Origin of the sequence: Flavihumibacter cheonanensis, from assembly GCF_022352215.1 — a bacterium.
Classification (GTDB): domain Bacteria; phylum Bacteroidota; class Bacteroidia; order Chitinophagales; family Chitinophagaceae; genus Flavihumibacter; species Flavihumibacter cheonanensis.
The window spans coordinates 1,105,911-1,130,485 of the sequence record NZ_JAKRWF010000001.1 but is presented as its reverse complement, the minus strand read 5'-3'; the positions used below and the strand labels follow the sequence as shown (position 1 = coordinate 1,130,485).

The window sequence follows — 24,575 nt, the reverse complement described above, 5'->3', positions numbered from 1 at the left end:
AAATGAGAAGGATTATTCATCATATAGTATTGCTGTTGGTAGCTGGACTACTTGGAACCGGTTGTTCCAAGAAGCTGGAGCGCTTGTATAATGATCCGGATCAGCTCACAACGGCACGGGTTGAAAAGCTGTTTACAGAAATGCTGAATAATTACCGGATCAGGCCCTCTTACTGGGAGATGAGAACCTTTGTGGTGATGCACTCAGGAATCTACAGTCAAACAGTTGGTTTTTTAAATACACCCGGCGTTTATCTTCAGAATCCTAGTTATACAGAAAGCAGGTGGAATGATTTTTATCGTCCGGTGGGAAGTGGAACAGGAACCATGGCACTTTACAGGGAGATGCAAAAAATTCACCGCGATTTGCCTGCATCGGATAAGGATAAAGCGAGTCTGTTTTTAAATGCAGCCAAAGTTATTTTTTATGATCAGGCCTGTCAGATGGTCGATCTCTGGGGCGATATTCCCTTCACCGAAGCCGGTAGTCTGAATGCTAGCGGAGAAGCTAAAATGGCCAAATTCGACAACGCAGCCGATATCTATAAAGAGGCCATCGAACAGTTAAAAGCGCTGAATGCATATTTTGCTGCCCTGGCGCCTGACCCTGCAACTGCTAATTTATTCCGGACGCAGGATATCTTATTAAATGGAAATCTTCAAAAATGGCAACGTTATGCAAATGCCTTACGCTTGCGCCTGCTTATGCGGATTTCCCATGTAAATGAAACCTATGCAAAAGTGCAGGTAACTGAGCTGCTAGCCAATAAAGAAATTAATCCTCTTTTAAGTGAAGAAGCAGATTACAATGTGGAGCAGGAAGATATCTTACTGGCTCCCTTAGCCGATAATACCCTGGACTTACGTTTTGCATTAACCGAACTAACGAATTATTCCGCACCGCAGTATTTGCTGGAAGAAGTGTTACTGCCGGCAGCTGATCCACGAATACCGGTATTGTTTGATAAGTATGGTGTGAGTACAGGAGCTGGATTTGTGCCAAATGAAGAATACAGGGCACTGCCGGTGAAATGGTCACTGGAGCAGCAACAGGTAAACCTTGGCAAGTTTGCCATTTTGGATTCCGCCACCTTTATCTTCAATCCGCATATTCCCGGGATTCTGATGACGGCAGCTGAAGTTAGTTTTTTAAAAGCGGAAGCTTATCTGCGTTGGGGAGGAGGTGATCCCGATACATATTATGATCTCGGCATGCGGCAGTCGACCCGCTTTTATTATTACCTGAACAGGCTGAACAGCAGTTTTAAAAAACCGGAGCCGAAGCCGAATCCCGAAGCGATGGAAGCTTTTTTACAAAATGAAAATGTTCAGTTAACCGGAACAGCGGAAGATAAATACCGAAAGATTGCCATTCAACGATGGGTGCATTTTGGATTGTTACAATCCAACCAGGCATGGGCGGAATTAAGAAGAACCGGTTATCCAAAACTGGAATTCCGAGTGAACAGTCAGCCACAGGCCCCCTTACCGCCCAGGCGTTTATTGTATCCGGGTAATGAAGTAACGTATAATGTGAATTATGTAGCAGTTCGGGATAAGGATAAAACGTACTTTCCCATTTTCTGGCAAGTCCGTTAAATAGGAGTATATGAAATCGTTTTTATTAAGTATCACCAGTTTATTGGTATCTGTATTAGCAATTGCGCAAGGAAATCTGCATCATCAGTCATCACAGTATGAATGGCCAACAGATCCACAAGTAAAAGAAAAACTGGAAACCTGGCGGGATCAGAAATTTGGTATGATTATCCACTGGGGTGTATATGCTGTACCGGGCATGATTGAATCCTGGGCACTTTGTTCAGAAGACTGGATTACCCGCGACAGTACCTCAGATTATGGTGAATTCAAGAAATGGTATTGGGGGTTAAGCAAGCAATTCAATCCGGTACAGTTCAATCCTGAACAGTGGGCTTCTGCAGCAGCTGCAGCTGGAATGAAATACCTGGTATTTACCACCAAACATCATGATGGCTTTGCGATGTTTGATACCAAACAATCGGATTATTCTATAGCCAAGGGGCCTTTTGCGTCTAACCCCAAAGCAGATGTGGCAAAATATGTGTTTGAAGCATTTCGGAATAAAGGCATGATGATCGGAGCTTATTTCAGTAAACCCGACTGGCACTCTGAAAACTATTGGTGGCCGATGTATGCTACTCCCGACAGGAACAACAACTATGATATCAGGAAGTTTCCCTGGAGATGGGACGCCTTTAAAAAATATACCCACAACCAGATTGATGAGTTGATGAGTAATTATGGAAAGGTGGATATCCTCTGGTTGGATGGGGGGTGGGTTCGTCCACTCGAAACCGTGAATGATGAAGTACGGAACTGGGGTGCCGCTATTCCTGCCTGGAGCCAGGATATTGATATGGCAACTGTTGCGCGGAATGCAAGGGCCAAGCAACCCGGCTTGCTGGTGGTGGACAGAACAGTTCATGGTCCGTATGAAAATTACCAAACACCGGAGCAGCGCATCCCTGCTACCAAGCTGGATCATCCCTGGGAAAGTTGTATTACCCTGGGAGGTGCATGGGGATATGTACCAAATGAAAAGTATAAGTCAACCCGCCAGGTGGTACATACTTTGGTAGAAATTGTTGCCAAAGGAGGCAGTCTCTTGCTAGGTGTTGGGCCAACAGCGGAGGGCTTGTTACAGGAAGAAGCCATCGACCGGTTAAAGGAAATCGGCGACTGGGTAACTAAAAACGGGAAGGCGATTTACGGAACCCGGACCATGGATCATTATGCGGAAGGCGACCTGTTTTTTACCAAAGCAAAGGATGGATCAGCCAGTTATGCGATCCAACTAATAAAAGGAGAGGAGATACCGGCTACCATCAGCTGGACAACCAATTTGCCCGGGAAGGCGGGCATACGGGAGGTACAAACCGGTAAGAAATTGAAATACAAGGTTTTAGGCAACCAGGTGACGGTGGAATTACCTGCTAGCTTGAGAAAAGAATTGGGCGCTACTCCGGCACTTGCCCTGGTTTTTTAAAAAGATCAAAAATCTAAAAAAAATTCTTTAACAACTTGTTACAAGATCTCATTATGAGTCACTTAATGATGTAACACGAAAATATACTTGGCAATCAAGTCCATTTTTTCATCATTAAACCAATTGCATAATGAGAGAATTAAGACTGCTCGTGCTGATGCTGTTATTCAGTTCGGTACTGTCAGCACAAACCAGGCAATTATCCGGCTTATTGAAAGATTCTAAGTCCGGAGCAGGAATTCCTTCTGCTACACTAAAAGTGAAAGGGAAGAATTTCTCGGCGGTGACCGACGCCAATGGCTCCTTTACCATGACGGTACCTGAGGGAGCATTTCAATTAGACATTAGCTCGGTTGGCTACACCACCAAAACCGTTTCGGTGGATGCCAACGAAAACAGCTTGATGCTGTCACTTGATCAGGGTGAGGGATCGCTTGATGAGGTGGTAGTAACTGCGCTTGGTATCGTAAAAGAGGCCAGGAAAGTAGGTTACGCAGTAACAACTGTAAAAAATGACGCCCTTTCAGTGGGACGTGAAACCAACGTAGGTAATGCCTTGGCTGGTCGCGTTTCCGGTTTGAAAGTGTCCAGCACATCTTCTGGTCCGGGTGGTACATCCAAGTTGTTGCTTCGCGGTATGCCTTCTATGAACGGTGCAGGTGCTCCCCTGATCGTAATCAATGGTGTTCCCATGCAGAACGCGCAACGTGGTGCAGCCGGTGAGTGGGGTGGTGCAGACAACGGTGATGGTCTGGGTAACCTTAACCCGGATGATATTGAAAGTATGACCGTGCTGAAAGGCCAGTCAGCTTCTGCGTTATATGGTAACCGTGCCACTAATGGTGTAATTGTGATTACTACCAAGAGTGCTAAAAGAGGTGATTATAATATTGATTATAACCTCAACTACATGTCTGATCGTGCACTGGATTTCACTGATTTTCAGACTGTATATGGTCAGGGTGTTGGTGGTCAAAAACCTGGTAGTGCTGCAGCGGCACAAACAACTGCCCGTTTGAGCTGGGGTGCTCGTTTGGATGGTTCTCCAATTACTCAGTTTGATGGTTCTACCCGTCCTTATTCAGCAGTAAGCGGAAATATCAATAACTTTTATCGTGTAGCTCCAAGTATGACCAATACCGTTGCTTTCTCAAGAGGCGGCGATATGGGTAATTTCCGTATTAGCTTCTCCAACCTGGATAGCAAATCTATTTTGGAAAACAGTGGATTGAAGCGTAATACGGTAAACATGAACTTCACGCAAAGAATTACCGATAAGCTAAGCATCAGCATGATTGGTAATTATATTGATGAACGTTCACAAAACCGCCCTTACCTGAGTGATGGTCCATTGAATGCCAACAATGGTTTCTTCCTGGCCAACAACGTAGACATTCGCTGGCTGGCTCCCGGATTTGATCCAACTACAGGCAACGAAGTGGTATTCAGTGATGATATCTTTGTTACGAACCCTTACTTCGTAGTAAATCAATTCAGAAATGACCTGGGCCGTCGTCGTATAATCGTAACTCCATCTGTTAAGTACGACATATTCAAGTGGTTGTATGTTCAGGGTCGTATGGGATATGACAATTCCGATGACAATAGTTTCAGTGTAACACCCTGGGGAACTGCCTACTCGCAGGATCGTCGCGGTGGTTTGAACGGCATCGGAAAATCTCAGATTACTGAGATTAACTATGAACTGTTGGTGGGTGGTAATCGTGACCTGACTGATGATATTTCCATGGACTTTACACTTGGTGCCAACAAGCGGGTTAACAGAAATGAAAACATTTCAGTTGGTGGTGGTCCGTTCATCGTACCCTACCAGTACACGTTCAACAACGTAGTTAACTTTAACAGGGGTTACGGTTATTCTAAACAGCAGGTAAACTCAGCGTTTTATTCACTTGATTTCGCTTATAAGAACCTGATTACCCTGAGTACTACAGGTCGTTATGATGCGTACTCAACTTTCCCAACAGATGTTGCAGGTATCTTCACACCCTCTGTTTCTGCGAGCTTTGTATTCCATGATTTGCTGAATGCGAAAGCATTGAATTATGGTAAGTTCAGAGCATCTTTCGCACAAACCAGTGGTGAGCCGCAGCGCCCTTACACTACCTCTTTGTATTATAGCTTAGGTAATACTTACAATGGTCTTCCATTAGGTAACTATAGCCAATCACTTCCGAATGGTCTGTTGCGTCCATTTGCAGTAACAGAGTTTGAAGTTGGATTTGATTTGCGTTTCTTCAACAGCCGTTTGAACCTTGACTTCGCTGCTTATACCCGCGAAACAAGAGACGAGATCATGCCTGCTTCTTATAGTATTTCTTCTGGTTTCACCAGTGGTTTCGTTGCTACCGGTTCAACTCAGAATAAAGGCGTTGAAGTTCAGCTGACCGCAATTCCGGTTCAGACCAAGAACTTTAGCTGGACATCCTCTCTGAACTTTACTTATGTGAAGAACAAAATTCTGGCTACCAATCCAAACGGAACCAACCTGAACCTGGGTACTAACCGTGCCGTAATTGGAAATGCGGTTACTGCTTATGCCGTAGGTTTGGCAGGTCCTCAGATCTTTGCATTTGATTATCGTTATGATGCCAAAGGTGATATCCTGGTGGATGGTTCCGGATTGCCACTTCGTGGTAACCTGATCCCAATGGGAAGCACATTGCCTACTCATTATGGTGGATGGAATAACGAATTCAACTACAAGCGTTTCACTTTCTCTTTCCTGATTGATTTCAACTACGGAAACAAGATCCTGTCAGCTACCCAGCACTATGCTATGACTCGTGGCTTGCACAAGATGACACTGGAAGGTCGTGAAACTGGAATTACTGTAGGATTCCTTGAGAATGGTCAGCAAAACACTACTGCAGCTGATGCGCAGTCTTACTATACTGAGCTTGCTCGTAGAATTACCAAAACCAACGTACTGGATGGTGATTTCGTAAAACTGCGTCAGGTTAACCTGGCTTATAACTTCCCGGATAATCTGTTCAACAAGGTTCCCCTGTTCAGAGGCGCAACCCTTTCACTGGTTGGACGTAACCTGTTTTACCTTATGAAGAAAACCGATAACATCGATCCAGAAGCGTCATTCGGTGCAAACATCAACTATCTCGGAATTGAAGGAACCAGTTTGCCAACAGCTCGTACGCTTGGATTTAACCTGAACCTCCGTTTTAAAAATGGAAGTAAAAACTAAAATTTTAGAACATGAAAAAACTACTCATATATTCTGGAATTCTGCTGGCTGGCTTGCAGGTTGGCTGTACCAAAGGATTTGAAGAGCTGAACACCGATCCACTTCGAATTTCCCCGGGCAATTTTGACGGAGCCTATTTATTGCCTGCAGCGCAGCGTAGTTATGTAGGAACCATGACTGGATATGCAGGAAGCCTCCTGTTTCAGGCAGGCTGGGTACAATTACTCGCTTCCACGTCAACAGGTGGTGCAACCTACTACTCCAACATGGACAAGTATGTTCCATCCAGTAACATCAACTCTTATACTGCGAATAGTTGGAACAATAGCTTTAGTGGGGCAACTCAGGCGCAGCAATTATTAAAATTGCTGGGTGATGATCCTTCTAAAGTAAATGTTAGAAGTGCAGCGAAAATTGTACAGGTAATGCACCTTGCCTTTATTTCGGATCTGTATGGCCCTATTCCCTACAGTGAAGCATTGAGAGGAGATGAGGGTATTAACAATCCTAAGTATGATAATCAGAGAGATGTTTATCTCGGATTGCTGGCAGAGTTAGAAACAGCTATTAACAGCTTCTCATCCTCAGCACCAGCCTTCACAAATGATATCTCAACATATGGTGGAAATATCGATAAATGGAAAAAACTAGGCTATAGCCTCATGTTGCGTATGGCCATGCGTATGACAAAAGTAGATGCAGCAGCAGCCAGACAGTGGGCTGAAAAAGCAGCAGCTGGCGGACCAATGTCAAGTATTGAGGATAATTATGTGTTGCGCATGGATTTTGCTAACGGCTACGGTAACCCGAATTCCTCCGCTATTCGCGTATCGGATGATTTCTACCAGGTTCGTTGGAGCAAAAACTTCATTGATTTCCTGAAAGCAACCAATGATCCCCGTTTGACTGCTGTGGCCGAAATTCCACCTGCAGGTATTGCAGCGGCTTCGAATGTTGCTATTGCTGGTGACAACACAGCTGGGATTCAACTTGGACTGCCAAATGGTTATGACATGAACGAAGGTGACAAGGACATTACCAATGCTCCTGGTTATCCGGGTGGTACTGGTACTGGTGGCGATTTCTCTCCAATCGGAAGATATAGCCGTCCTCGTGCAGCCCTCACTACCAATCTGAATGCACCATTGGTTGTGATGACTTCTGCTGAAACCTCCTTCCTGCTGGCAGAAGCGTCTGCAAGAGGTTGGACAGTACCAGGAAATCCAGCGCTGCATTACCGGAATGGTCTGTCTGCAGCTTTGCAAACATTGGCTACCATGGATGCTTCTGCCGCCATCTCTGCAGCAACGGCAGATGCTTTTGCAGCAGCCAATCCGCTGGATGTTTCAAGCCTGAACGCATCATTGAAAATGATCAACGAACAATATTGGGCAACCACTGGTTCCTACTTCAGCTTTGTTGAAGCCTGGAATAACTGGAGAAGATCAGGATTCCCGAATCTGACTCCGGTTTCCTTCCCTGGTGGTTTCTCCAGCGGTCAGATTCCCCGTCGCCAGATTATTCCATTGAATGAAGCTGTTCTGAATGGCCCGAGTTACCAGGCTGGTATCGGTGATATTCAGGGTGGCGACAACTGGACTGGCAGAGTTTGGTGGGATGCTGCCAACTAATATATTGCTGGTTAGCTAAGCAGAAAGATGCAGTTCTCTTAGTATGTAGCGTAAGACAGGGCTGTCCATGTGACGGTCCTGTTCTTTTTTTAAGAACCTGATTGCAATTAGTTTCTTAAATTGAATGTATCATGAAAACCAATTCGAACCGACTGCTTTCTTTTACCCTGCTGCTGGTTTTCACGCTTGCCGCGAATGCCCAGGATACCCGTTTCAAAGTGCTTCCCGCCGAACAAACCGGATTGAAATTCAGCAATCCCATTGTGGAAACCGAGGCGCTGAATGTACTTTCCTATGAATATTTTTTTAATGGAGGAGGTACTGCAGTAGGAGACATCAACAACGATGGATTGCCCGATCTTTTTTTTACCGCCAATATGGGCGATAACAAACTCTTTCTGAACCTGGGTAACCGGAAATTCAAAGACATCACCCAGCAGGCTTCACCCTTGTTAAAAGGAAGACAGGGTGGATGGAAAACCGGTGTTACCATGGCCGATGTAAACGGAGATGGCTGGCTGGATATCTATGTATGTTATTCCGGTAAAGGCGAAGATGATCTGCGCCGCAATCAATTGTTTATTAATAATAAGAATTCCACTTTTACTGAGTCCGCTGCCGCATACGGACTGGATGATAAAAGTCTGAGTACACAGGCAGCTTTTTTTGATTTTGATAATGATGGCGACCTGGATATGTTCCTGCTGAATCACAGCAATAAGAAAATAGACAATATGGAACTGGCCCGGTATCGAAAAGATGTGGATGAACTGGCCGGCAGTAAACTCTATCGCAACGATAATAATAAATTCACCAATGTATCTGCCTCTGCTGGCATCAGACAGAATCCACTTACATATGGATTAGGTATTGTGGTGGCGGATATCAACCAGGATGGATGGCAGGATGTCTATGTTACCAACGACTACAATGAACCGGATTATTGTTATCTCAATAATAAAGATGGAACGTTTAAAGATGTAGCGGGCGACTGCTTTCGTCACCTTGCGCAATTCTCAATGGGCGCTGATATCGCTGACTTCAATAATGATGGACTACCCGACCTGATCAACCTGGATATGTTGCCGGAGGACAATAAGCGACAGAAATTATTACAGCTCCAGGAGAACTATGAATCCTTTGAACTTATGACCAGTCAGCAATTGCACAAGCAATACATGCGCAATATGCTGCAATTGAATAATGGAGATGGAACTTTTAGTGAAATTGCTCAATTCGCAGGAGTATCCAATACCGACTGGAGCTGGTGCCCCCTCTTTGCCGACTTTGATAATGATGGATACAAGGATCTTTTTATCACCAATGGATATCTGCGTGATTATACGAATAAAGATTTTCTTCGGTACTGGGGTGATTATAAAGTAAGAAAAGCCATCGACCGGGAGCCTGCGAAACTCATGGACCTGGTGCAGGCAATGCCTTCCACCAACCTGTACAATTATATGTTCCGGAATACCGGGAACCTCCGCTTCACCAATCAGAAAGAAGCCTGGGGCATCACCAGTTCGGGGATATCCAGTTCGGCAGTTTATGCAGATCTGGACCTAGATGGAGACCTCGACCTGGTAGTGAACCGTATCAATCAGGAGGCCCTTGTTTATGAAAATACTTCCGATAAAAAAGGACCTATAAATTACCTGAACATCCAGGTGCAGTATAAAGACAAAAATCAATTTGGCATAGGAACTAAAATCCTGGTCTATACCAAAAACTCCAAACAATATGTTGAAGTAAATCCTGCACGCGGTTATTTGTCAAGTCTGCCTGCTAATCAACATATCGGTTTGGGTACCGCTTCACAGGCAGATTCTGTAATCCTCATTTGGCCGGATCAAAAAAAGCAGGTACTAACGGGAGTAAAAGCAGGTTATCATACTATTTCTTATGGAGCCAGTACAGTTCCAACTTCACCTGCTCCAGGTTTTCAACCCCTCTTTAGTTCGGTTTCTAAATCCTGGATTGCCTATCAGCATCAACCCGTTGAAATCAATGATTTCAAAAGACAATTGTTGATGACATTTATGTATTCGCAAACTGGTCCGGTTATCAAACAGGCAGATTTGAATACCGACAATCGAATGGATCTTATTCTGGCAGGAAATCCCAATACAGGACCGGATCTGTACCTGCAACAGGCCAATGGGCAATTTGAAAAAAGACAGCTAGCACTTCCTGCTTCTGATTTTAACCGCTTTATCAGTGATATGGAATTCGCCGATGTTAACGGTGATGGACATGCGGATTTGTATCTCGCCATGGGAGGGTATGCTTACCAGGAACCCGGTGATTCCAGTTTGCAGGATCTACTTTACATTAATGATGGAAAAGGAAAATTCATCCTGGCTCCAACTGCATTACCTGCTACCAATCGTTCCGCCAAATCAGTTGTAAAAGCACAGGATGTGGATGGGGATGGGGACCTGGATTTTTTTGTAGGAGGTCGGATTGTGCCAGGTGCTTATCCGGTAAATCCTGAATCTTATCTCTTGATCAATGATGGCAAAGGTCAGTTTTCAAAAGCCAGTATTCCATTTGCTGAAATCGGCATGGTAACCGATGCAGCCTGGGCAGACCTGGATAAAAATGGTCGCGAGGAACTGGTATTGGTAGGAGAGTTTATGGGTATTCATGCATTTGAGTATGACAAGGGCAACTGGATTGATAAAACCGATAAGTTATTTCCTGAAGGTTTAAACGGACTCTGGTTTTCACTGGCCATCAGTGATCTGGATAAAGATGGATATGAGGACATCATTGCGGGCAATGTTGGTACCAATACCCAATTGAAATTTGATCCGGCTCAGCCAATGGAACTCTACTATGCCGATTTTGATCAGAATGGATCCATTGATCCCTTCCTGAATTTTTATATACAGGGTGTTTCTTATCCTTTTGTAAGCAGGGATGAACTGAACGACCAGATGTACAGCATGCGAAGAAAGTTTTCTTCCTACAAAGATTATTCAACTGCAACCATGAAGGACATAATAAGTCAGGATCAATTGGAAAAAGCAGGTAAAAAAACCGCAACAGAAAGTAAATCCCTGGTACTCTTGAATAAGAAAGGTCGATTTGAAAAGCAGGACTTACCTGCGCAGGCTCAGTTTTCCATTATAACTGAAATCCTAACAGAAGATTTTAATAAGGATGGCCAACCTGATTTGTTACTGCTTGGTAATAAATCAGACAACCGGCTGAAGATTGGAAGTATAGAAGCGAACTATGGGTGTTTACTAGCTGGTGATGGAAAAGGAGGATTCAGGTATATTTCCCAACCTCAAACTGGTTTGAAAATAAAAGGCGACTGTAAATCTGCACTGACCTTTCAAAAAGAGGGAGCTTCTTATCTGCTGGTAGGATTAACAGGAATGCCACTACAATTATTAAAGTATTGATCCGTATGCGCTGGATAATTAGTTGTATTTTTTTCTTTATCGCCGTTGAATCAAAATCGCAGGGAAAAGGTTTTGAGCAAGAATTGCAACCGGCTGTTTTTTCTTTGACCATGGTGATGATGCACGATGTGGTCAACCCTCCTGCAGCAGCCCGTTTTTATACCTATGCTACCTTGGGAGCCTATGATTTTATGGCGAGTTTGAACAAGGAACTTCCCCGTCCGTCAAGTTTTTTCAGGCAGTATCGCGAATTGGATATCCATCCGGATGTGAAAAAACTGGATGTTGGATTCACTGCCATCTATTGCATTTATGAAGCCGGAAAGGAATTATTGCCTTCCGGATTTATGCTGGAAAAACAACTAACAGCTTTTGAAGAAAAATATCGGAAAAAAGGAATAACGGCGGAAAAGCTGGAGTATTCCAAAGAGATCGCACGAAAATATGTAACACATGTACTGGCATTTAGTAAAACCGATAATTACAATAAATTAAGTGCACGCATCCGGTATACGCCTTCCAAACAACCCGGTAGCTGGTATCCTACACCTCCCGCTTATATCGAGGCAGTAGAGCCTAACTGGAGAATAATCCGTCCAATGCTGCTGGATTCAGGAGAACAATGTAAGCCTTTGCCGCCGGTGGCATTCAGCCAGGATAAAACAAGCGCCTTTCATCAACTGGCTATGGAAGTATACGAGGTTTCCAATGCAGCCAGCCAGGAGCAAAAGGAGATAGCTGCCTTCTGGGATTGCAATCCCTTTGCAGTAGCCAGCTCCGGCCATATGAATGTGGGATTCAAGAAAATCAGTCCGGGTGGCCACTGGATGAATATCGCCTCCATAGCCAGCACCAAAGCCAAACTGCCTTTAGACAAAGCTATTTTTGTACAGGTTATCACGGCCGCCACTCTAATGGATGGCTTCATCAGTTGCTGGGATGAGAAGTACAGGAGCAATCGTATCCGTCCGGAGACTTATATCAACCGTCAGATTGATTCCAAATGGATGCCTTTGTTGCAAACACCTCCCTTTCCGGAGTATACCAGCGGGCATAGTGTAATTTCGGCAGCAGCAGCAGAAGTGCTAACCCATTTACTGGGAGATGATTTTGCGTACACGGATGACACCGAAATCATGTTTGAGTTACCGGCCCGTAACTTTACATCCTTCCGGCAAGCGGCACAGGAAGCTGCGATATCAAGACTCTACGGAGGCATTCATTTCAGGGATGCAATTGAAAATGGGGTAACCCAGGGAAAAGAAATCGGTACCATCATTGTCACAAAATTAAAAGGCTCAGTTCTTGCCAAAGGACCCGGGAACAACCGGTAAAAGAATATTGGAAGCCTGTTCTCCATCATGGTGGATCCGGATGGTAGCTTTTTTAAAATCATCCGGCTTCGCTTCATAAATATTCATGAATTGCTGAGGATTGCGATCCATTAATGGGAACCAGCTGCTTTGGATCTGGATCATCAACTTGTGTCCTTTTTTAAAGGTATGCGCCACATCCGGCAACTCAAACTTCACGCGCTCCGGTTTATTCGGTTTGAAGGGAATCGGTACTTCAAAACTCTTACGGTATTTGCCCCTTATAATTTCACCTCTTACCAATTGTTGAAAGCCACTTAATGAGGCAATTGTATCATCCGGAAATACATCAATGAGTTTTACTACGAAGTCGGCATCTGTGCTGCTGATGGAAACCAGGAGATCGGTAATTACCGGTCCGGCCAATGTAAGGTTGCTATCCAGTTCAGGTGTCACAAAACTTACCACATCAGGTCTGCGATCCGCAAAACGCTGGTCGTCGATCATATACTCCCTTGTTCTGTTGAAATGAATACCATCTGCATACGGAACCGGTTTATTGGGATCGCTTATGTATTCTGTAGGTGCTTTTTTCCCAAACACCGGCAACCAGTCGAGCCCTCCATTAGGTTGTAAATAAAGTGGAGTTGGGTTCATTTCCCGGGGTGGCCACTGCTCCAGTTTTTTCCAGTTGTTTTCACCGGAAAAAAAGATAGTTGCCTCCGCCAGGTTGTCCAGGCTTCCTTTGCCTTTGAGGTGGTATTGAAAAAAAGGAAGTTCAATATGGTTCTGGTACCATTCAGATGTTTTACTGCCAAAGTGAATGGCGCCCAATGAACCCCCATCACCTCGTGCCCACTGGCCGTGATACCAGGGACCCATGACCAGCTTATTATTGATTCCCGGATTCTGTTTTTCGATCGCTTTATACAGGTTCCAGGCACCGTAACAATCTTCTGCATCGTATAAACCGCCAACCGTTAATACAGCAGGCTGGATGTCAAACATAGCTGTTCTGGCATCCCGCTCTTTCCAGAAATTATCATAATCGGGATGCGCAAACAAGTCATTCCAAAATTTGATTGAATCGCCGGTAAGTTTTAAAAAATTGGATAACGGACCTATGGAAAGAAAAGTGGAATAATTATCCGTGCGGGGAATACTCAGCTTGTTTACTGGAGGAATTTGCGTTGGTAACGGCCTGGGGTAACCGAATCCACCTGCATAAAAAAGAAAACCATCCATAAGGGCGAGTGCACCATTGTGATGGAAATCATCTCCCATATACCAGTCGGTAACAGGTGCCTGCGGACTCACGGCTTTCAGAGCAGGGTGACCACTGGCTGCAGCCATGGTGGTATAAAATCCTGGATAGGATATCCCCATCACGCCAACCCGGCCATTGTTATTGGGTAGATTTTTTACCAGCCAGTCAATTGCATCATAGGCATCGCTGGCTTCATCTATTTCACCGGTGGCTGATTTATTTTTTTTGAAGGGACGTACGTCTTCAAAACTGCCTTCACTCATCCAACGGCCACGCACATCCTGAAACACGATGATATAACCTTCGCGCATGTAGTATTTGAGGTGCGTATCCCAGAAAGCACGCCAATTTTCGATTCCATAAGGAGCACAGGAATAAGGGGTTCGGGAAAGCAATATGGGATGTTTTTCAGTACTGTCGTTGGGCATGTAAATAGATGTAAACAGTCGCACCCCATCCCGCATGGGGATATAATTTTCCATTTTACTATAATGGTCCCGGATCCAGGAAGAGTCCTGGCTGAAAGGAGTTTGTGCAACAGATGATATCGAAATAAAAAACAATATCAGGGCGGAGTAAAGCAGCTTCATATCAGAGCGTGATAATTAAAGAATAAATGTACAGAATTGGATAAGCATTTAACAGGTTAAATGTTTTACTTTGATTTCTAATCTGAATCGAATATGCTTGAAAGGAGACGTTTTTTACAGCATTCCATTCTGGGATCACTCGGAATTTTGGTAGGCAAACAAGGGTTTTCGGGTATTTCAGGAACCAATAAAGTAAGCAAGCCGGTTGTGATATCAACCTGGGCGCCCAATCAAAAAGCCAATGCTGCAGCCTGGAAGATACTCGCTGCCAATGGAAGAGCATTGGATGCGCTGGAGAAAGGAATTCATGTAACAGAAGCCGATCCAACCGACCAGAGTGTAGGTTATGGTGGTTTGCCAGACCGTGATGGTCGCGTTACCGTTGACAGTTGCGTAATGGATGAATTTGGTAATTGTGGAGCCGTGATGTGCCTGGAGCATATATTACACCCAGTGTCTGTAGCCCGACTGGTAATGGAAAAAACACCCCATGTTCAGTTGGTTGGAGAAGGAGCTTTGAAATTCGCTTTATCAGAAGGTTTTGAGAAAGTGAACCTGCTAACTCCGGAAGCAGAAAAAGCCTGGAAGAACTGGTTGAAAACATCCAAATACGATCCCATGATTACAGTGGAACATTTGGAAGAAAGAAACCGTAAACAAAAAAAGCAGGTGCCTGGTCAGCAGGATAATCATGATACCATCGGTATGCTTGCATTGGATATGAAGGGTAATCTGAGTGGCGCCTGTTCCACCAGTGGTATGGCATATAAAATGGCTGGCAGGGTAGGAGATTCACCTATTATTGGAGCCGGCTTGTTTGTAGACAACGAAGTAGGAGCAGCCACCGCAACCGGCGTGGGAGAAGAGATTGTGCGCATTTGTGGTACGCATACCATTGTGGAAATGATGCGCAATGGTTTGTCGCCGGAAGAAGCCTGTAAAAAAGCAGTAGAGCGGATTGTAAAAAGAAATGGGATAGAAAAAGCCAAAAACCTGCAGGCCGGGTTTATTGCAGTTAATAAACAAGGAGAAGTGGGAGCCTATTCCGTAATCAAAGGGTTTAACTACGCGGTACAGACTAACGAGGGTGCCTATACGAAAGATGCTAAATATTTGATCTGATGTCCATTTTACTGGAAGTAATAGCGTTTGACATCAACAGTTGTAAACTGATTGAAGCCAATGGTGGTGGCCGGATTGAATTATGTGCCAATCCACCTGAAGGAGGAACAACCGTATCCTATGGCATGATGCGTGCGGCAAGGGAAGCAGTTCAGATCCCGGTATTTCCTATTATTCGTCCCAGGGGTGGAGATTTTTTATATACACCGGAGGAAATTGACGTAATGAAAAAAGACATCCAGCTGGCAAAAGAACTGGGCATGGATGGAGTGGTTATTGGATGTTTGGAGGCCGATGGCCAGGTGGATTATGAAACCACCGCCAAACTGGTAGAGCTGGCCTATCCAATGGATGTTACTTTTCACCGGGCATTTGACCAGGTACCCAATCAGCTGGAAGCATTGGAGGTTATCATAGCCGCAGGCTGCCAGCGCATTTTAACTTCCGGAGGGGCCAATACGGTGATGGAGGGATTGAGTTCCTTACTGGCCTGTATCAAAGCAGCGAAAGAGAGGATTATTATTTTACCTGGCTCTGGCATCCGGTCGGGCAATATTGCGCAATTGCAGCAATTAACCGGACTCAATGAATTCCATAGTTCTGCCCGCAAATTAACAACCGGCAATATGGAGTATAAAAATCCATCTTTAAGCGAAGGTGCTCAAACCTGGACAGTAGATCCGGAGGAGATCAGGGAGTTGCTACGCAATGTGAAAAGTGAAAGGTGAAAAGTGAAATAAGAGACGGGATTCCTTCTCACGTTTCACGTTTCACCTTTCACAACATTTCACTTCTCACCTTTCACCTTTCACTTCACTACTGATATCTTCAATATATTCGTCGGCAAATGTTCTTTCACCGGTGTGCTTCCCGTATTAACCACTACATCTCCAACCTGGATAAAGCCACGCTCTTTCAGGATTTCATGCTGATCAGAGTGGATATCATCCAGGCTTTCCTCTTCTTCATAGAAGAATGCACGAACGCCCCAGCTTAAACTCAACTGATTCACGAGGGAACGCTCTTTCGTGAAAATATAAAGGGGAGATTTTGGACGATAGCTGGACAACATAAAACCGGTATAACCGCTCTGAGTCATGCCGATCAGTGCATGTGCATTTACATCTTTGGCGATTTTACAGGCATTGTAACAGATCGCATCACTCAGGAAAGAAGGAGAGTGGGGCTGTGGAGTCAGGTCTTCTTCGCGGTTGTAATAATAGGCTTTGGTTTCTATTTCGCGAATGATCTTACTCATGGTTTCAATAACCAATACCGGATACTGACCGGTTGCTGTTTCACCACTTAACATTACTGCATCTGCACCTTCCATTACTGCATTGGCCACATCGGTTACTTCAGAGCGATTGGGCTTCACGCGGTCGATCATGCTTTCCATCATCTGGGTCGCAACAATTACCGGCTTCGCACGGTGCATACATTTGCGGATGATATCTTTCTGAATCAGCGGAACCTGCTCCATGGGGATTTCAATACCGAGATCGCCACGGGCAATCATAACACCATCACTCTCGAGGATCAGATCCCGCAGATTAGTGATGGCTTCCGGCATTTCAATTTTTGAAATCACCTTGGTCTTGCTCTGGTGACGATTCAGTATGGTTCTTAACTGGATAAGGTCTTCTACTCTTTTTACAAAAGATAGCGCTACCCAGTCAAGTTTTTGTTCAATTATAAAATCAAGATCAAGCAGGTCTTTTTCGGTTAAGGCTGGCAGTGAGATCTTGGTATCCGGAAGGTTGATTCCTTTCTTGGAAGATAATTTCCCGCCAACTGTTACTCTCACCTTTACATCATTGTCATCGGTGATTTCAGTAACCTCAACCTCAATTTTACCATCATCAATAAAGATCCTGTTTCCTACCACTACATCGGCATGCAGGTTAGGATAACTAACGTAGATCTTTTCCAGGGTGCCGAGGCATTTGGTATTGGTAAAAGTCAGGATATCTCCTTCATTTACCTGGATGCCGTTGTTTTCAATTTCACCCACCCGAAGTTTGGGCCCCTGCAGGTCACCCAGGATAGCAATATTATAGGGTTCAGTTGAATTGATCTGGCGGATATGTTCAATGATCTTAGCTTTATCTTCATGTGATCCGTGAGAGAAATTCAGTCGGAAAACATTCACACCGGCACGAACCAGGGCAAGGAGTTTATCGTAAGTATCACAAGCCGGACCTACAGTGGCTACAATCTTGGTCCTTTTAAAAGCATGTTGCCTGCCTGCTTCTTTATCCATTTCCTGGTGCAGGTATTTAGAGGCGTGTTTTGACATATGTTAGATTTTCGTTGCTTGCTTTTTTGATTGGATCAGGAGGCGAGGATCTTCACGATCTTCATCCATTCCTCATTGATTTTTTGTTTTGCCTTCACTGCATTTTCAAGTGGTGTGTAATGCATTTTATTATTCTGAATGCCCACCATAACATTATTACGACCAGTCATCAGGCTTTCAACCGCGTGGTAACCCATGCGACTGGCAATAAGGCGATCCAGGCAGGTGGGTGATCCGCCCCGTTGAATATGTCCGAGTATACAAACCCGGGTATCAATATGGGGAAGTTTTGCTTTAACGTGTTTGGCAACTTCTTCCGCTCCACCAAATTCATCTCCTTCAGCAACTACAATCAGGTTCACCAGTTTTCTGCGCTTTTCTTTTTCCTGCAGACTTTTTACCACCTGGTCGATATCGGTTTTCTTTTCGGGGATCAGAATATGTTCGGCTCCGGTAGCAATGCCACTATGCAGGGCGATATAACCAGCATCACGACCCATCACTTCAATTATAAAGAGACGGTCATGCGCATCTGCAGTATCCCGGATTTTATCAATTGCTTCAACTGCTGTATTTACTGCAGTATCAAAACCGATAGTGAAATCAGTACCTGCAATATCTTTATCAATGGTGCCGGGTAAACCAATGCAGGGGATGTCAAATTCCTGGCTGAATTTCAATGCACCATTGAAACTGCCATCGCCCCCAATCACCACCAAGCCATCAATATTTCTTTTCTTTAGATTTTCGTAAGCTTTCTTACGGCCTTCGTATTCAAAAAATTCTTTACAACGGGCTGTTTTAAGAATGGTACCACCCCGCTGAATGATATTGGCCACCGAACGTGATTCCATCTTGAAAATATCATCGTCTACCATGCCTGCATATCCTCTGATAATTCCATACATTTCCAAGCCATGATAAAGTCCGGTTCTGACTACTGCCCTTACCGCGGCATTCATACCTGGAGAATCGCCACCGGAAGTCAGTACTCCTATTTTTTTAACCTTGCTGTCGCTCATCGAATTAAATTAAGGTAGTTTGGTTTTACATATGCTAAATTACATGACAAGCTTTCCTATTTTTAGGCAGTCGTTTGATAAGGCGCGCCAAAAATAAGGATTTGACTTGATTATGTAGTCACTACATACCCTTACAACCACCGCTTAACATTGAAAATCAATAAACAATTCACATATGTGGAATAAATATCTGTGTTTGGTCATACTTACAAATGTTAGTATTGGAGCTGCTGCACAATTATCTTATCCAACCACCCGAAAAGTTGAAACCGTAGACAATTACCATGGAACCCAGGTAGCGGATCCCTATCGCTGGCTCGAAGATGATAACAGTGTCGAAACCAAGGCCTGGGTGGAGGCACAAAACAAAGTCAGTTTTGGTTACCTGGAACAGATTCCTTTCCGGGAACAATGGAAAGACCGGATGCTGGAAGTGAGTAATTATGCGAAATATTCAGCACCAGGCAAAAAGGGCGAGTACTACTATTATTATAAAAACGATGGCCTGCAAAATCAGTCTGCTTTATATCGTACCAAGGGCCTCAAAGGAAAGGAGGAAAAGGTATTGGATCCGAACCGGTTTTCTACAGACGGCACTACCCGGATGGCTAATTTTTCACTTTCGAATGATGGAAAATATGCTGTGGTAGCACTCTCCCTTGGGGGATCAGACTGGCAGACCTACCTCGTCCGTGATATGCAGACCAACCAGTTTTTACAGGATACTATTTCCTGGGTGAAAGTGTCTGGCATTGCCTGGCAGGGGGATGGGTTTTATTATAGTCGCTATCCGGCTCCTGAAAAAGGGAAGGAACTGTCTACCAAAAATGAAAACCACCAGGTTTTTTATCATAGAATCGGTACCCCGCAGTCCAGTGATGAACTCATTTATGAGGATCCTGCCAATCCGCAGCGTTTTCATACACTGCAAACAAGTAAAGACGAGCGATTCAGCATACTCACTATCAGTGATCGGGGCAAAGGTTTTCTGGGCAATGCACTATGGATCAGAGATACTAAATCTGGTTCTAAAAACTGGATTCCTCTGGTGAAGGAAGTAAGTAACACCAATTATGATTTCATAGATAATGTGGGCGAACGGATCCTGGTTTCTACAGATGATGGAGCTCCCAACTACCGGATTATTGAAATGGATCTTAAAAATGGGAGTGTTTCCAGTACTCGGACCCTGATTCCGGAAGCAAAGTTTCCCATCAGAAGCGCTTCAACAGCAGGTGGTTCCATCTTTATAAACTACCTGGAAAATGTTAGCAGCCATGTTTACCAGTACGATCTCAATGGAAAACGAATCCGCGAGATTAAGCTTCCGGGCATTGGGAATGCTAGTGGTTTCAGCACCGAAAAAAAGAGTGATGAAATCTTCTACACGTTTAGTTCTTATACCTATCCGCCTACTATATTTCAACTGGATCCTGTTTTAGGAAAAAGCACCGTATTCCGGGCACCTGTAATTCCGGGTTACCAGGCTGATTTATTTGAAACGAAACAGGTTTTTTATACCAGTAAAGATGGCACCCAGGTGCCGATGTTCATCACGCATAAGAAAGGATTGGCGCTTAACGGAAACAATCCAACCATCCTCTATGGTTATGGCGGATTTAATATCAGTCTGACTCCTTCCTTCAGTGCTGTGAATCTCACCTGGCTCGAGCAAGGCGGCATTTATGTAGTAGCCAATTTGAGAGGTGGATCGGAGTTCGGTGAAACCTGGCATAAGGATGGCATGCTGGATAAAAAACAGCATGTCTTTGATGATTTTATCGCGGCAGCTGAACACCTAATTAAAAATAAGTATACCTCGCCTTCTTATCTGGCCATCCAGGGTGGATCCAATGGCGGATTGCTGGTAGGGGCGGTAATCAATCAGCGCCCTGAACTATTTAAAGTAGCTATCCCGCAGGTAGGTGTAATGGACATGTTACGCTACCAGAAATTCACCATCGGCTGGAACTGGATTGCAGAATATGGTTCCAGCGAAAAACCGGATCAGTTTGGGTTTTTATACAAATACTCTCCCCTGCATAATATCAGTAGTGATTTGAAGTATCCATCCACACTGATTACCACTGCTGATCATGACGACCGCGTAGTGCCAGCTCATTCCTTTAAATATGCTGCTGCCTTGCAGTCGGCCTATAAAGGTAAAAACCCAGTAATCATCCGGATTGATACAAAATCTGGTCACGGTGCCAGCAATCTTACCAAATCCATTGAGCTCTCGGCAGATATTTTTTCTTTTATTTACCATGAAATGGGAATAAGACCCAAACAAATCAGCAAATAGCATGGAAAAAATATTGGTAACAGGTGCCAATGGGTTTGTAGGACAGGAATTAGTGCAGGTATTGGCGCAAAGAGGGCATACTGTAATAGCTACTGGCAAGGGCCCCACTAGATTGGCAGTAGAAACAAACGGAGTACGATATGTTGCTGCTGATATCACGCATCCTTTTGAATTACAGGCCATCATTGAATCAGAAAAACCGACCGCTATTGTTCATTGCGCTGCCATGTCGCAGGTGGATGAATGTGAAAAGAAACAAAAAGAAGCGCACAATATCAATGTGGAAGCTACAGCCCGATTGGTATTGGATGCAGAAGAACACAATTGTTTTTTCCTGTTTGTATCAACTGATTTCGTTTTTGATGGAGAGAAAGGGATGTATACCGAAGAAGATGAAGTGAACCCGATCAGCTGGTATGGTCAAACGAAGCTGGAAGCAGAGGCGATTGTACAAACAGCCGAAGTTCCCTGGGCGATTGTCAGAACCTGCCTGGTGTATGGAAATGCGTATAGTCATGGCCGTTCGACAATCTTCAGCTGGCTTCGGGATAACCTGAAAGCCGGTAGACATTGCAAAGTAGTGGACGACCAGTTTCGAACTCCCACTTATGTGAATGACCTGGCAATAGGAATCGCATTGGTATTGGAGCAACGAAAAACAGGCATCTGGCATATCTCCGGTGAAGAGGTATTTACGCCGTATCGAATGGGGCTGGCAATTGCAGAACTGGGAGGCTGGGATGCCGGACTGATGGAAAGAGTCACCGCTGCAAGTTTTACACAACCTGGAAAACGTCCGGCTAAAACCGGCTTTGATATACAGAAAGCAAAAAAGGAACTGGGTTATCAACCCCGTTCCTTTTCGCAGGTAGCAGCTCAGTTATTAGCTGGCTGATTCCGGTAAAAATATTTCCGCCATCATACATCGGGCACTGCCACCACCATTGGTTTCAATAGTGCGTAAATCCGAGTGCAGAATAGGATTGAAGGATTCCAGTTGACTGATTTGTTCGGGTGTTAGCGAATGATAGGCCTGTGAACTCATCACGAGAAAGGTTTGTCCGGCTGCATTGCGCACCTGGAGCATATTACCGGCAAAGGAATTCATCTGATCAAGGCTAATGGTGATCAGTTGCTTGCTTGAGTTTTTAATGGCATCTTCAACCAGTTGTTTTTCGCTGGCATCAGGAATCGAGTCCATACAAATAACTGCATAGCGATCTGCAATGCACATCATCACGTTGGTATGATAAATTTCCTGGCCGTTTTTGTCAACCGACCTGAAACAAACCGCTGTATAACCCAGTTTTTCAGCAAAGTCTTCTACCAGGTTTTTTTCTGTACGGGGCGATAAACAGGCATAGGTGATTTTATTTTCTCTGTCCAGTACCATACTGCCAGTACCCTCAAGGAAACGATTTTCTTTTTCCGCTTCCGTTAAATCAATGATCGTGGAATGTGAGAAGCGTTTAAAGATAGTCGTTAGTACCCCTGGTTTTCTTTCAGCACGTCTGTTAGGAGCAAACATGGGATAGAGAACCACCCGGCCATCTTCATGGAAACTGACCCAGTTATTGGGGAAAATGGAATCAGGGGTATAAGGCTCCGGACTATCATTAATTACCGTTACATCAATTCCGTTTTGCTGAAGCAGGGCCACAAAGCGATCAAATTCCTGTTGCGCTTTTTCCTGTGCCTGCTCAGCCGCGCCTGCCACCTGGAAGGCATTGTTGACCGCCGTTTCAGCATTGAAGCTGAAATTGACAGGTCGAATCATCATGATATGATTGGTAGTCTGCATAGAATGATTGGTTTAATTTAATACGCTTCCCGCAACAAGGGCATACTCATACAATGGAAACCACCTCTTGCCCTGGACAATTCTGCAGAGGGCATCAGGATGATGCAGTTTTCTAATGAATCGGGAGATTTGGTACCATTTTCAAACTCTTCCAGCAGTTCCTTCACATGCAACACACTGAACCCGGCTTTCTGGAAGGCAATAGAAGTTTTATCATTACGATCATAACCAAGTACAACACCTTCTTTTAGTGCCAGCACATTACAGGAGTCTGTCCATTGTTCACGGGCATCAAAAGGAAACTCATTGTTACCGGAATAAATAAAACGAACCTTTTCATCACAATCCAGGTCATTCCGGCTGATATCCGTTAAGAGATCTTCCAGGTTATCGAAATAAACGGGGTTGTCCAGGTCCTTTTTACGAAACTGAATCACCTGGATTTTATTATCGGTTTTTTTCCCTTCGAGAATCCGCTGAACAATATCAGCATCTTCTTTTTTGATAGCTTTTTTGGAGAAGCTGCCCAGCATTACCCATACATTTCGCTTCACCTGGGTGAATACAGTATCAATGTGCATATAGTCCCTTTTCTTTGGGATTTTTACAATGGATACTTTTTTCACTACGTTTTTCTCAAACAAGGCGTGAACAGCCTGGTGAGCTGCTTCCAGACTGGTTCTTTCAGAAACACCAATCAGGACATGGTCTTTACTCACCACCATTACATCCCCACCTTCAAGGGTAACCTTTTTATCATCTCCCTCTTTGGGAAGCAGGAAGTGCTGATGTGTATCTGGCAATTCGATTATGTTTTCCCGGAGGTCTGCGAACAGCGGATGATGGAAGAAAATATACCGAACCAGCAGTGCTTCCCGGGTGCGGGCTTTTTTTGCCGGTTTATTTAAAAGAATGTGATTGTTAATGGTGATCCCGATATCCCGCGTAAAAATAAAGTTGGGAATGGGAGGGAAGAGCATGGTCTGGTCGTTGGCAGTGCCACTGATGAAAATCTTGGCAAGATCAGTCGGATTGTATTCCTGCAGTTCCATTTGTTTGGCATGAGAGCAACCCTCAATGGCACAAACAGAGGCAACCAGTTTGAGGCGGATATCGCGATCGTACAGGATTTCTTCCAGTAACCACTGAAGTTCAATCACTTTATCGGAGCGATGGAAATCAGGATGACCGGGTTTATAAAAATTACGGGTGTTTTGGGGATCATCAATCTCCGAAATCCTTCCTTTTACCTTTTGAGGATCAAGGAAATAGAGGAGGATTTTGGTATAATAATCATATTCGTCCCGGCGAATGGTATCCAGGTGCACAATGTCTTCAAAAAGCCAGTCCTGGGCTTTGGAGGGAACCACTTTTCCCAGGCCGCTATCCGGACTATGTACCAACAAACGTTTTAATGTACCAATTTCACTGGTTACATTGGCAAATGCAATGTCTTTAGGCATAAATAGTTTAATTAATTACGAAATCAAAACAGCAAACAGAGGCGCTAATCCGGTATATAATAATTTACCGGTAATACCATTGAGGCAAAGGATGGT

The 24,575-nt window shown here is 44.4% G+C and carries 15 protein-coding genes; 10 read left to right on the top strand and 5 right to left on the bottom strand.

Features of this window, described 5'->3' with window-relative positions:
* Nucleotides 1-2 precede the first annotated feature (2 nt).
* From MD536_RS04910 to MD536_RS04885, 6 genes are all read left to right on the top strand, one after another.
* Nucleotides 3-1,598: a SusD/RagB family nutrient-binding outer membrane lipoprotein gene (locus MD536_RS04910; protein WP_239596327.1), complete on the top strand. Its 1,596-nt coding sequence runs from the start codon at nt 3-5 to the stop codon at nt 1,596-1,598.
* A 10-nt stretch (nt 1,599-1,608) separates the two neighbouring features.
* Nucleotides 1,609-3,027 (top strand): alpha-L-fucosidase, encoded by a 1,419-nt coding sequence (locus tag MD536_RS04905; RefSeq protein ID WP_239596325.1) that lies wholly within the window; start codon nt 1,609-1,611, stop codon nt 3,025-3,027.
* A gap of 130 nt (nt 3,028-3,157) precedes the next feature.
* The gene (locus MD536_RS04900) at nt 3,158-6,250 is read left to right on the top strand and encodes a SusC/RagA family TonB-linked outer membrane protein (RefSeq protein WP_239596324.1); all 3,093 of its coding nucleotides are present in this window, start codon (nt 3,158-3,160) and stop codon (nt 6,248-6,250) included.
* An 11-nt stretch (nt 6,251-6,261) separates the two neighbouring features.
* Complete coding sequence (locus MD536_RS04895) at nt 6,262-7,881, top strand: SusD/RagB family nutrient-binding outer membrane lipoprotein (protein WP_239596322.1); 1,620 nt, start codon at nt 6,262-6,264, stop codon at nt 7,879-7,881.
* Nucleotides 7,882-8,012: 131 nt separating this feature from the next.
* Nucleotides 8,013-11,297: a VCBS repeat-containing protein gene (locus MD536_RS04890; protein WP_239596320.1), complete on the top strand. Its 3,285-nt coding sequence runs from the start codon at nt 8,013-8,015 to the stop codon at nt 11,295-11,297.
* A 5-nt stretch (nt 11,298-11,302) separates the two neighbouring features.
* Entirely contained in the window at nt 11,303-12,631 is a 1,329-nt protein-coding gene (locus MD536_RS04885) for a vanadium-dependent haloperoxidase (RefSeq protein WP_239596319.1), read from the top strand.
* Here the strand turns inward: MD536_RS04885 and MD536_RS04880 are convergent.
* The gene (locus MD536_RS04880) at nt 12,596-14,467 is read right to left on the bottom strand and encodes a CocE/NonD family hydrolase (protein ID WP_239596316.1); all 1,872 of its coding nucleotides are present in this window, start codon (nt 14,465-14,467) and stop codon (nt 12,596-12,598) included. The genes MD536_RS04885 and MD536_RS04880 overlap by 36 nt on opposite strands.
* Nucleotides 14,468-14,560: 93 nt before the next feature.
* Between MD536_RS04880 and MD536_RS04875 the strand changes: the two genes are divergently transcribed.
* On the top strand, nt 14,561-15,589 hold the full coding sequence (locus MD536_RS04875) for a glycosylasparaginase (protein WP_234863710.1): 1,029 nt from the start codon (nt 14,561-14,563) through the stop codon (nt 15,587-15,589).
* Entirely contained in the window at nt 15,589-16,317 is a 729-nt protein-coding gene (locus MD536_RS04870; protein WP_239596311.1) for a copper homeostasis protein CutC, read from the top strand. Before MD536_RS04875 ends, MD536_RS04870 begins: the two co-directional genes overlap by 1 nt.
* Before the next feature lie 80 nt (nt 16,318-16,397).
* Here the strand turns inward: MD536_RS04870 and pyk are convergent, their stop codons facing one another.
* Both pyk and pfkA read right to left on the bottom strand, forming a co-directional pair.
* The gene (pyk, locus tag MD536_RS04865) at nt 16,398-17,888 is read right to left on the bottom strand and encodes a pyruvate kinase (RefSeq protein ID WP_239596310.1); all 1,491 of its coding nucleotides are present in this window, start codon (nt 17,886-17,888) and stop codon (nt 16,398-16,400) included.
* 35 nt (nt 17,889-17,923) lie between these two features.
* A complete protein-coding gene (gene pfkA / locus MD536_RS04860; protein WP_234863703.1) occupies nt 17,924-18,910 on the bottom strand; it encodes a 6-phosphofructokinase in 987 nt (328 codons plus the stop codon).
* 196 nt (nt 18,911-19,106) lie between these two features.
* Between pfkA and MD536_RS04855 the strand changes: the two genes are divergently transcribed.
* The gene (locus MD536_RS04855) at nt 19,107-21,215 is read left to right on the top strand and encodes a prolyl oligopeptidase family serine peptidase (RefSeq protein ID WP_239596308.1); all 2,109 of its coding nucleotides are present in this window, start codon (nt 19,107-19,109) and stop codon (nt 21,213-21,215) included.
* A 1-nt stretch (nt 21,216) separates the two neighbouring features.
* Complete coding sequence (locus tag MD536_RS04850; protein ID WP_239596306.1) at nt 21,217-22,110, top strand: SDR family oxidoreductase; 894 nt, start codon at nt 21,217-21,219, stop codon at nt 22,108-22,110.
* On the opposite strand, the gene ctlX is transcribed toward MD536_RS04850, so the two are convergent.
* Together ctlX and MD536_RS04840 are read right to left on the bottom strand one after the other, a co-directional pair.
* The gene (gene ctlX, locus MD536_RS04845) at nt 22,099-23,016 is read right to left on the bottom strand and encodes a citrulline utilization hydrolase CtlX (RefSeq protein ID WP_239596303.1); all 918 of its coding nucleotides are present in this window, start codon (nt 23,014-23,016) and stop codon (nt 22,099-22,101) included. The two genes, MD536_RS04850 and ctlX, sit on opposite strands and share 12 nt — an antisense overlap.
* 17 nt (nt 23,017-23,033) lie before the next feature.
* Complete coding sequence (locus MD536_RS04840; protein ID WP_239596298.1) at nt 23,034-24,479, bottom strand: arginine deiminase family protein; 1,446 nt, start codon at nt 24,477-24,479, stop codon at nt 23,034-23,036.
* Nucleotides 24,480-24,575: the final 96 nt, after the last annotated feature.

Excerpts from the sequence above, each read along its gene's own strand:
- MD536_RS04910 (WP_239596327.1), top strand. The coding sequence starts at position 3 with ATGAGAAGGATTATTCATCATATAGTATTGCTGTTGGTAGCTGGACTA.
- MD536_RS04905 (WP_239596325.1), top strand. The coding sequence starts at position 1,609 with ATGAAATCGTTTTTATTAAGTATCACCAGTTTATTGGTATCTGTATTA.
- MD536_RS04900 (WP_239596324.1), top strand. The coding sequence starts at position 3,158 with ATGAGAGAATTAAGACTGCTCGTGCTGATGCTGTTATTCAGTTCGGTA.
- MD536_RS04895 (WP_239596322.1), top strand. The coding sequence starts at position 6,262 with ATGAAAAAACTACTCATATATTCTGGAATTCTGCTGGCTGGCTTGCAG.
- MD536_RS04890 (WP_239596320.1), top strand. The coding sequence starts at position 8,013 with ATGAAAACCAATTCGAACCGACTGCTTTCTTTTACCCTGCTGCTGGTT.
- MD536_RS04885 (WP_239596319.1), top strand. The coding sequence starts at position 11,303 with ATGCGCTGGATAATTAGTTGTATTTTTTTCTTTATCGCCGTTGAATCA.
- MD536_RS04880 (WP_239596316.1), bottom strand. The coding sequence starts at position 14,467 with ATGAAGCTGCTTTACTCCGCCCTGATATTGTTTTTTATTTCGATATCA.
- MD536_RS04875 (WP_234863710.1), top strand. The coding sequence starts at position 14,561 with ATGCTTGAAAGGAGACGTTTTTTACAGCATTCCATTCTGGGATCACTC.
- MD536_RS04870 (WP_239596311.1), top strand. The coding sequence starts at position 15,589 with ATGTCCATTTTACTGGAAGTAATAGCGTTTGACATCAACAGTTGTAAA.
- pyk (WP_239596310.1), bottom strand. The coding sequence starts at position 17,888 with ATGTCAAAACACGCCTCTAAATACCTGCACCAGGAAATGGATAAAGAA.
- pfkA (WP_234863703.1), bottom strand. The coding sequence starts at position 18,910 with ATGAGCGACAGCAAGGTTAAAAAAATAGGAGTACTGACTTCCGGTGGC.
- MD536_RS04850 (WP_239596306.1), top strand. The coding sequence starts at position 21,217 with ATGGAAAAAATATTGGTAACAGGTGCCAATGGGTTTGTAGGACAGGAA.
- ctlX (WP_239596303.1), bottom strand. The coding sequence starts at position 23,016 with ATGCAGACTACCAATCATATCATGATGATTCGACCTGTCAATTTCAGC.
- MD536_RS04840 (WP_239596298.1), bottom strand. The coding sequence starts at position 24,479 with ATGCCTAAAGACATTGCATTTGCCAATGTAACCAGTGAAATTGGTACA.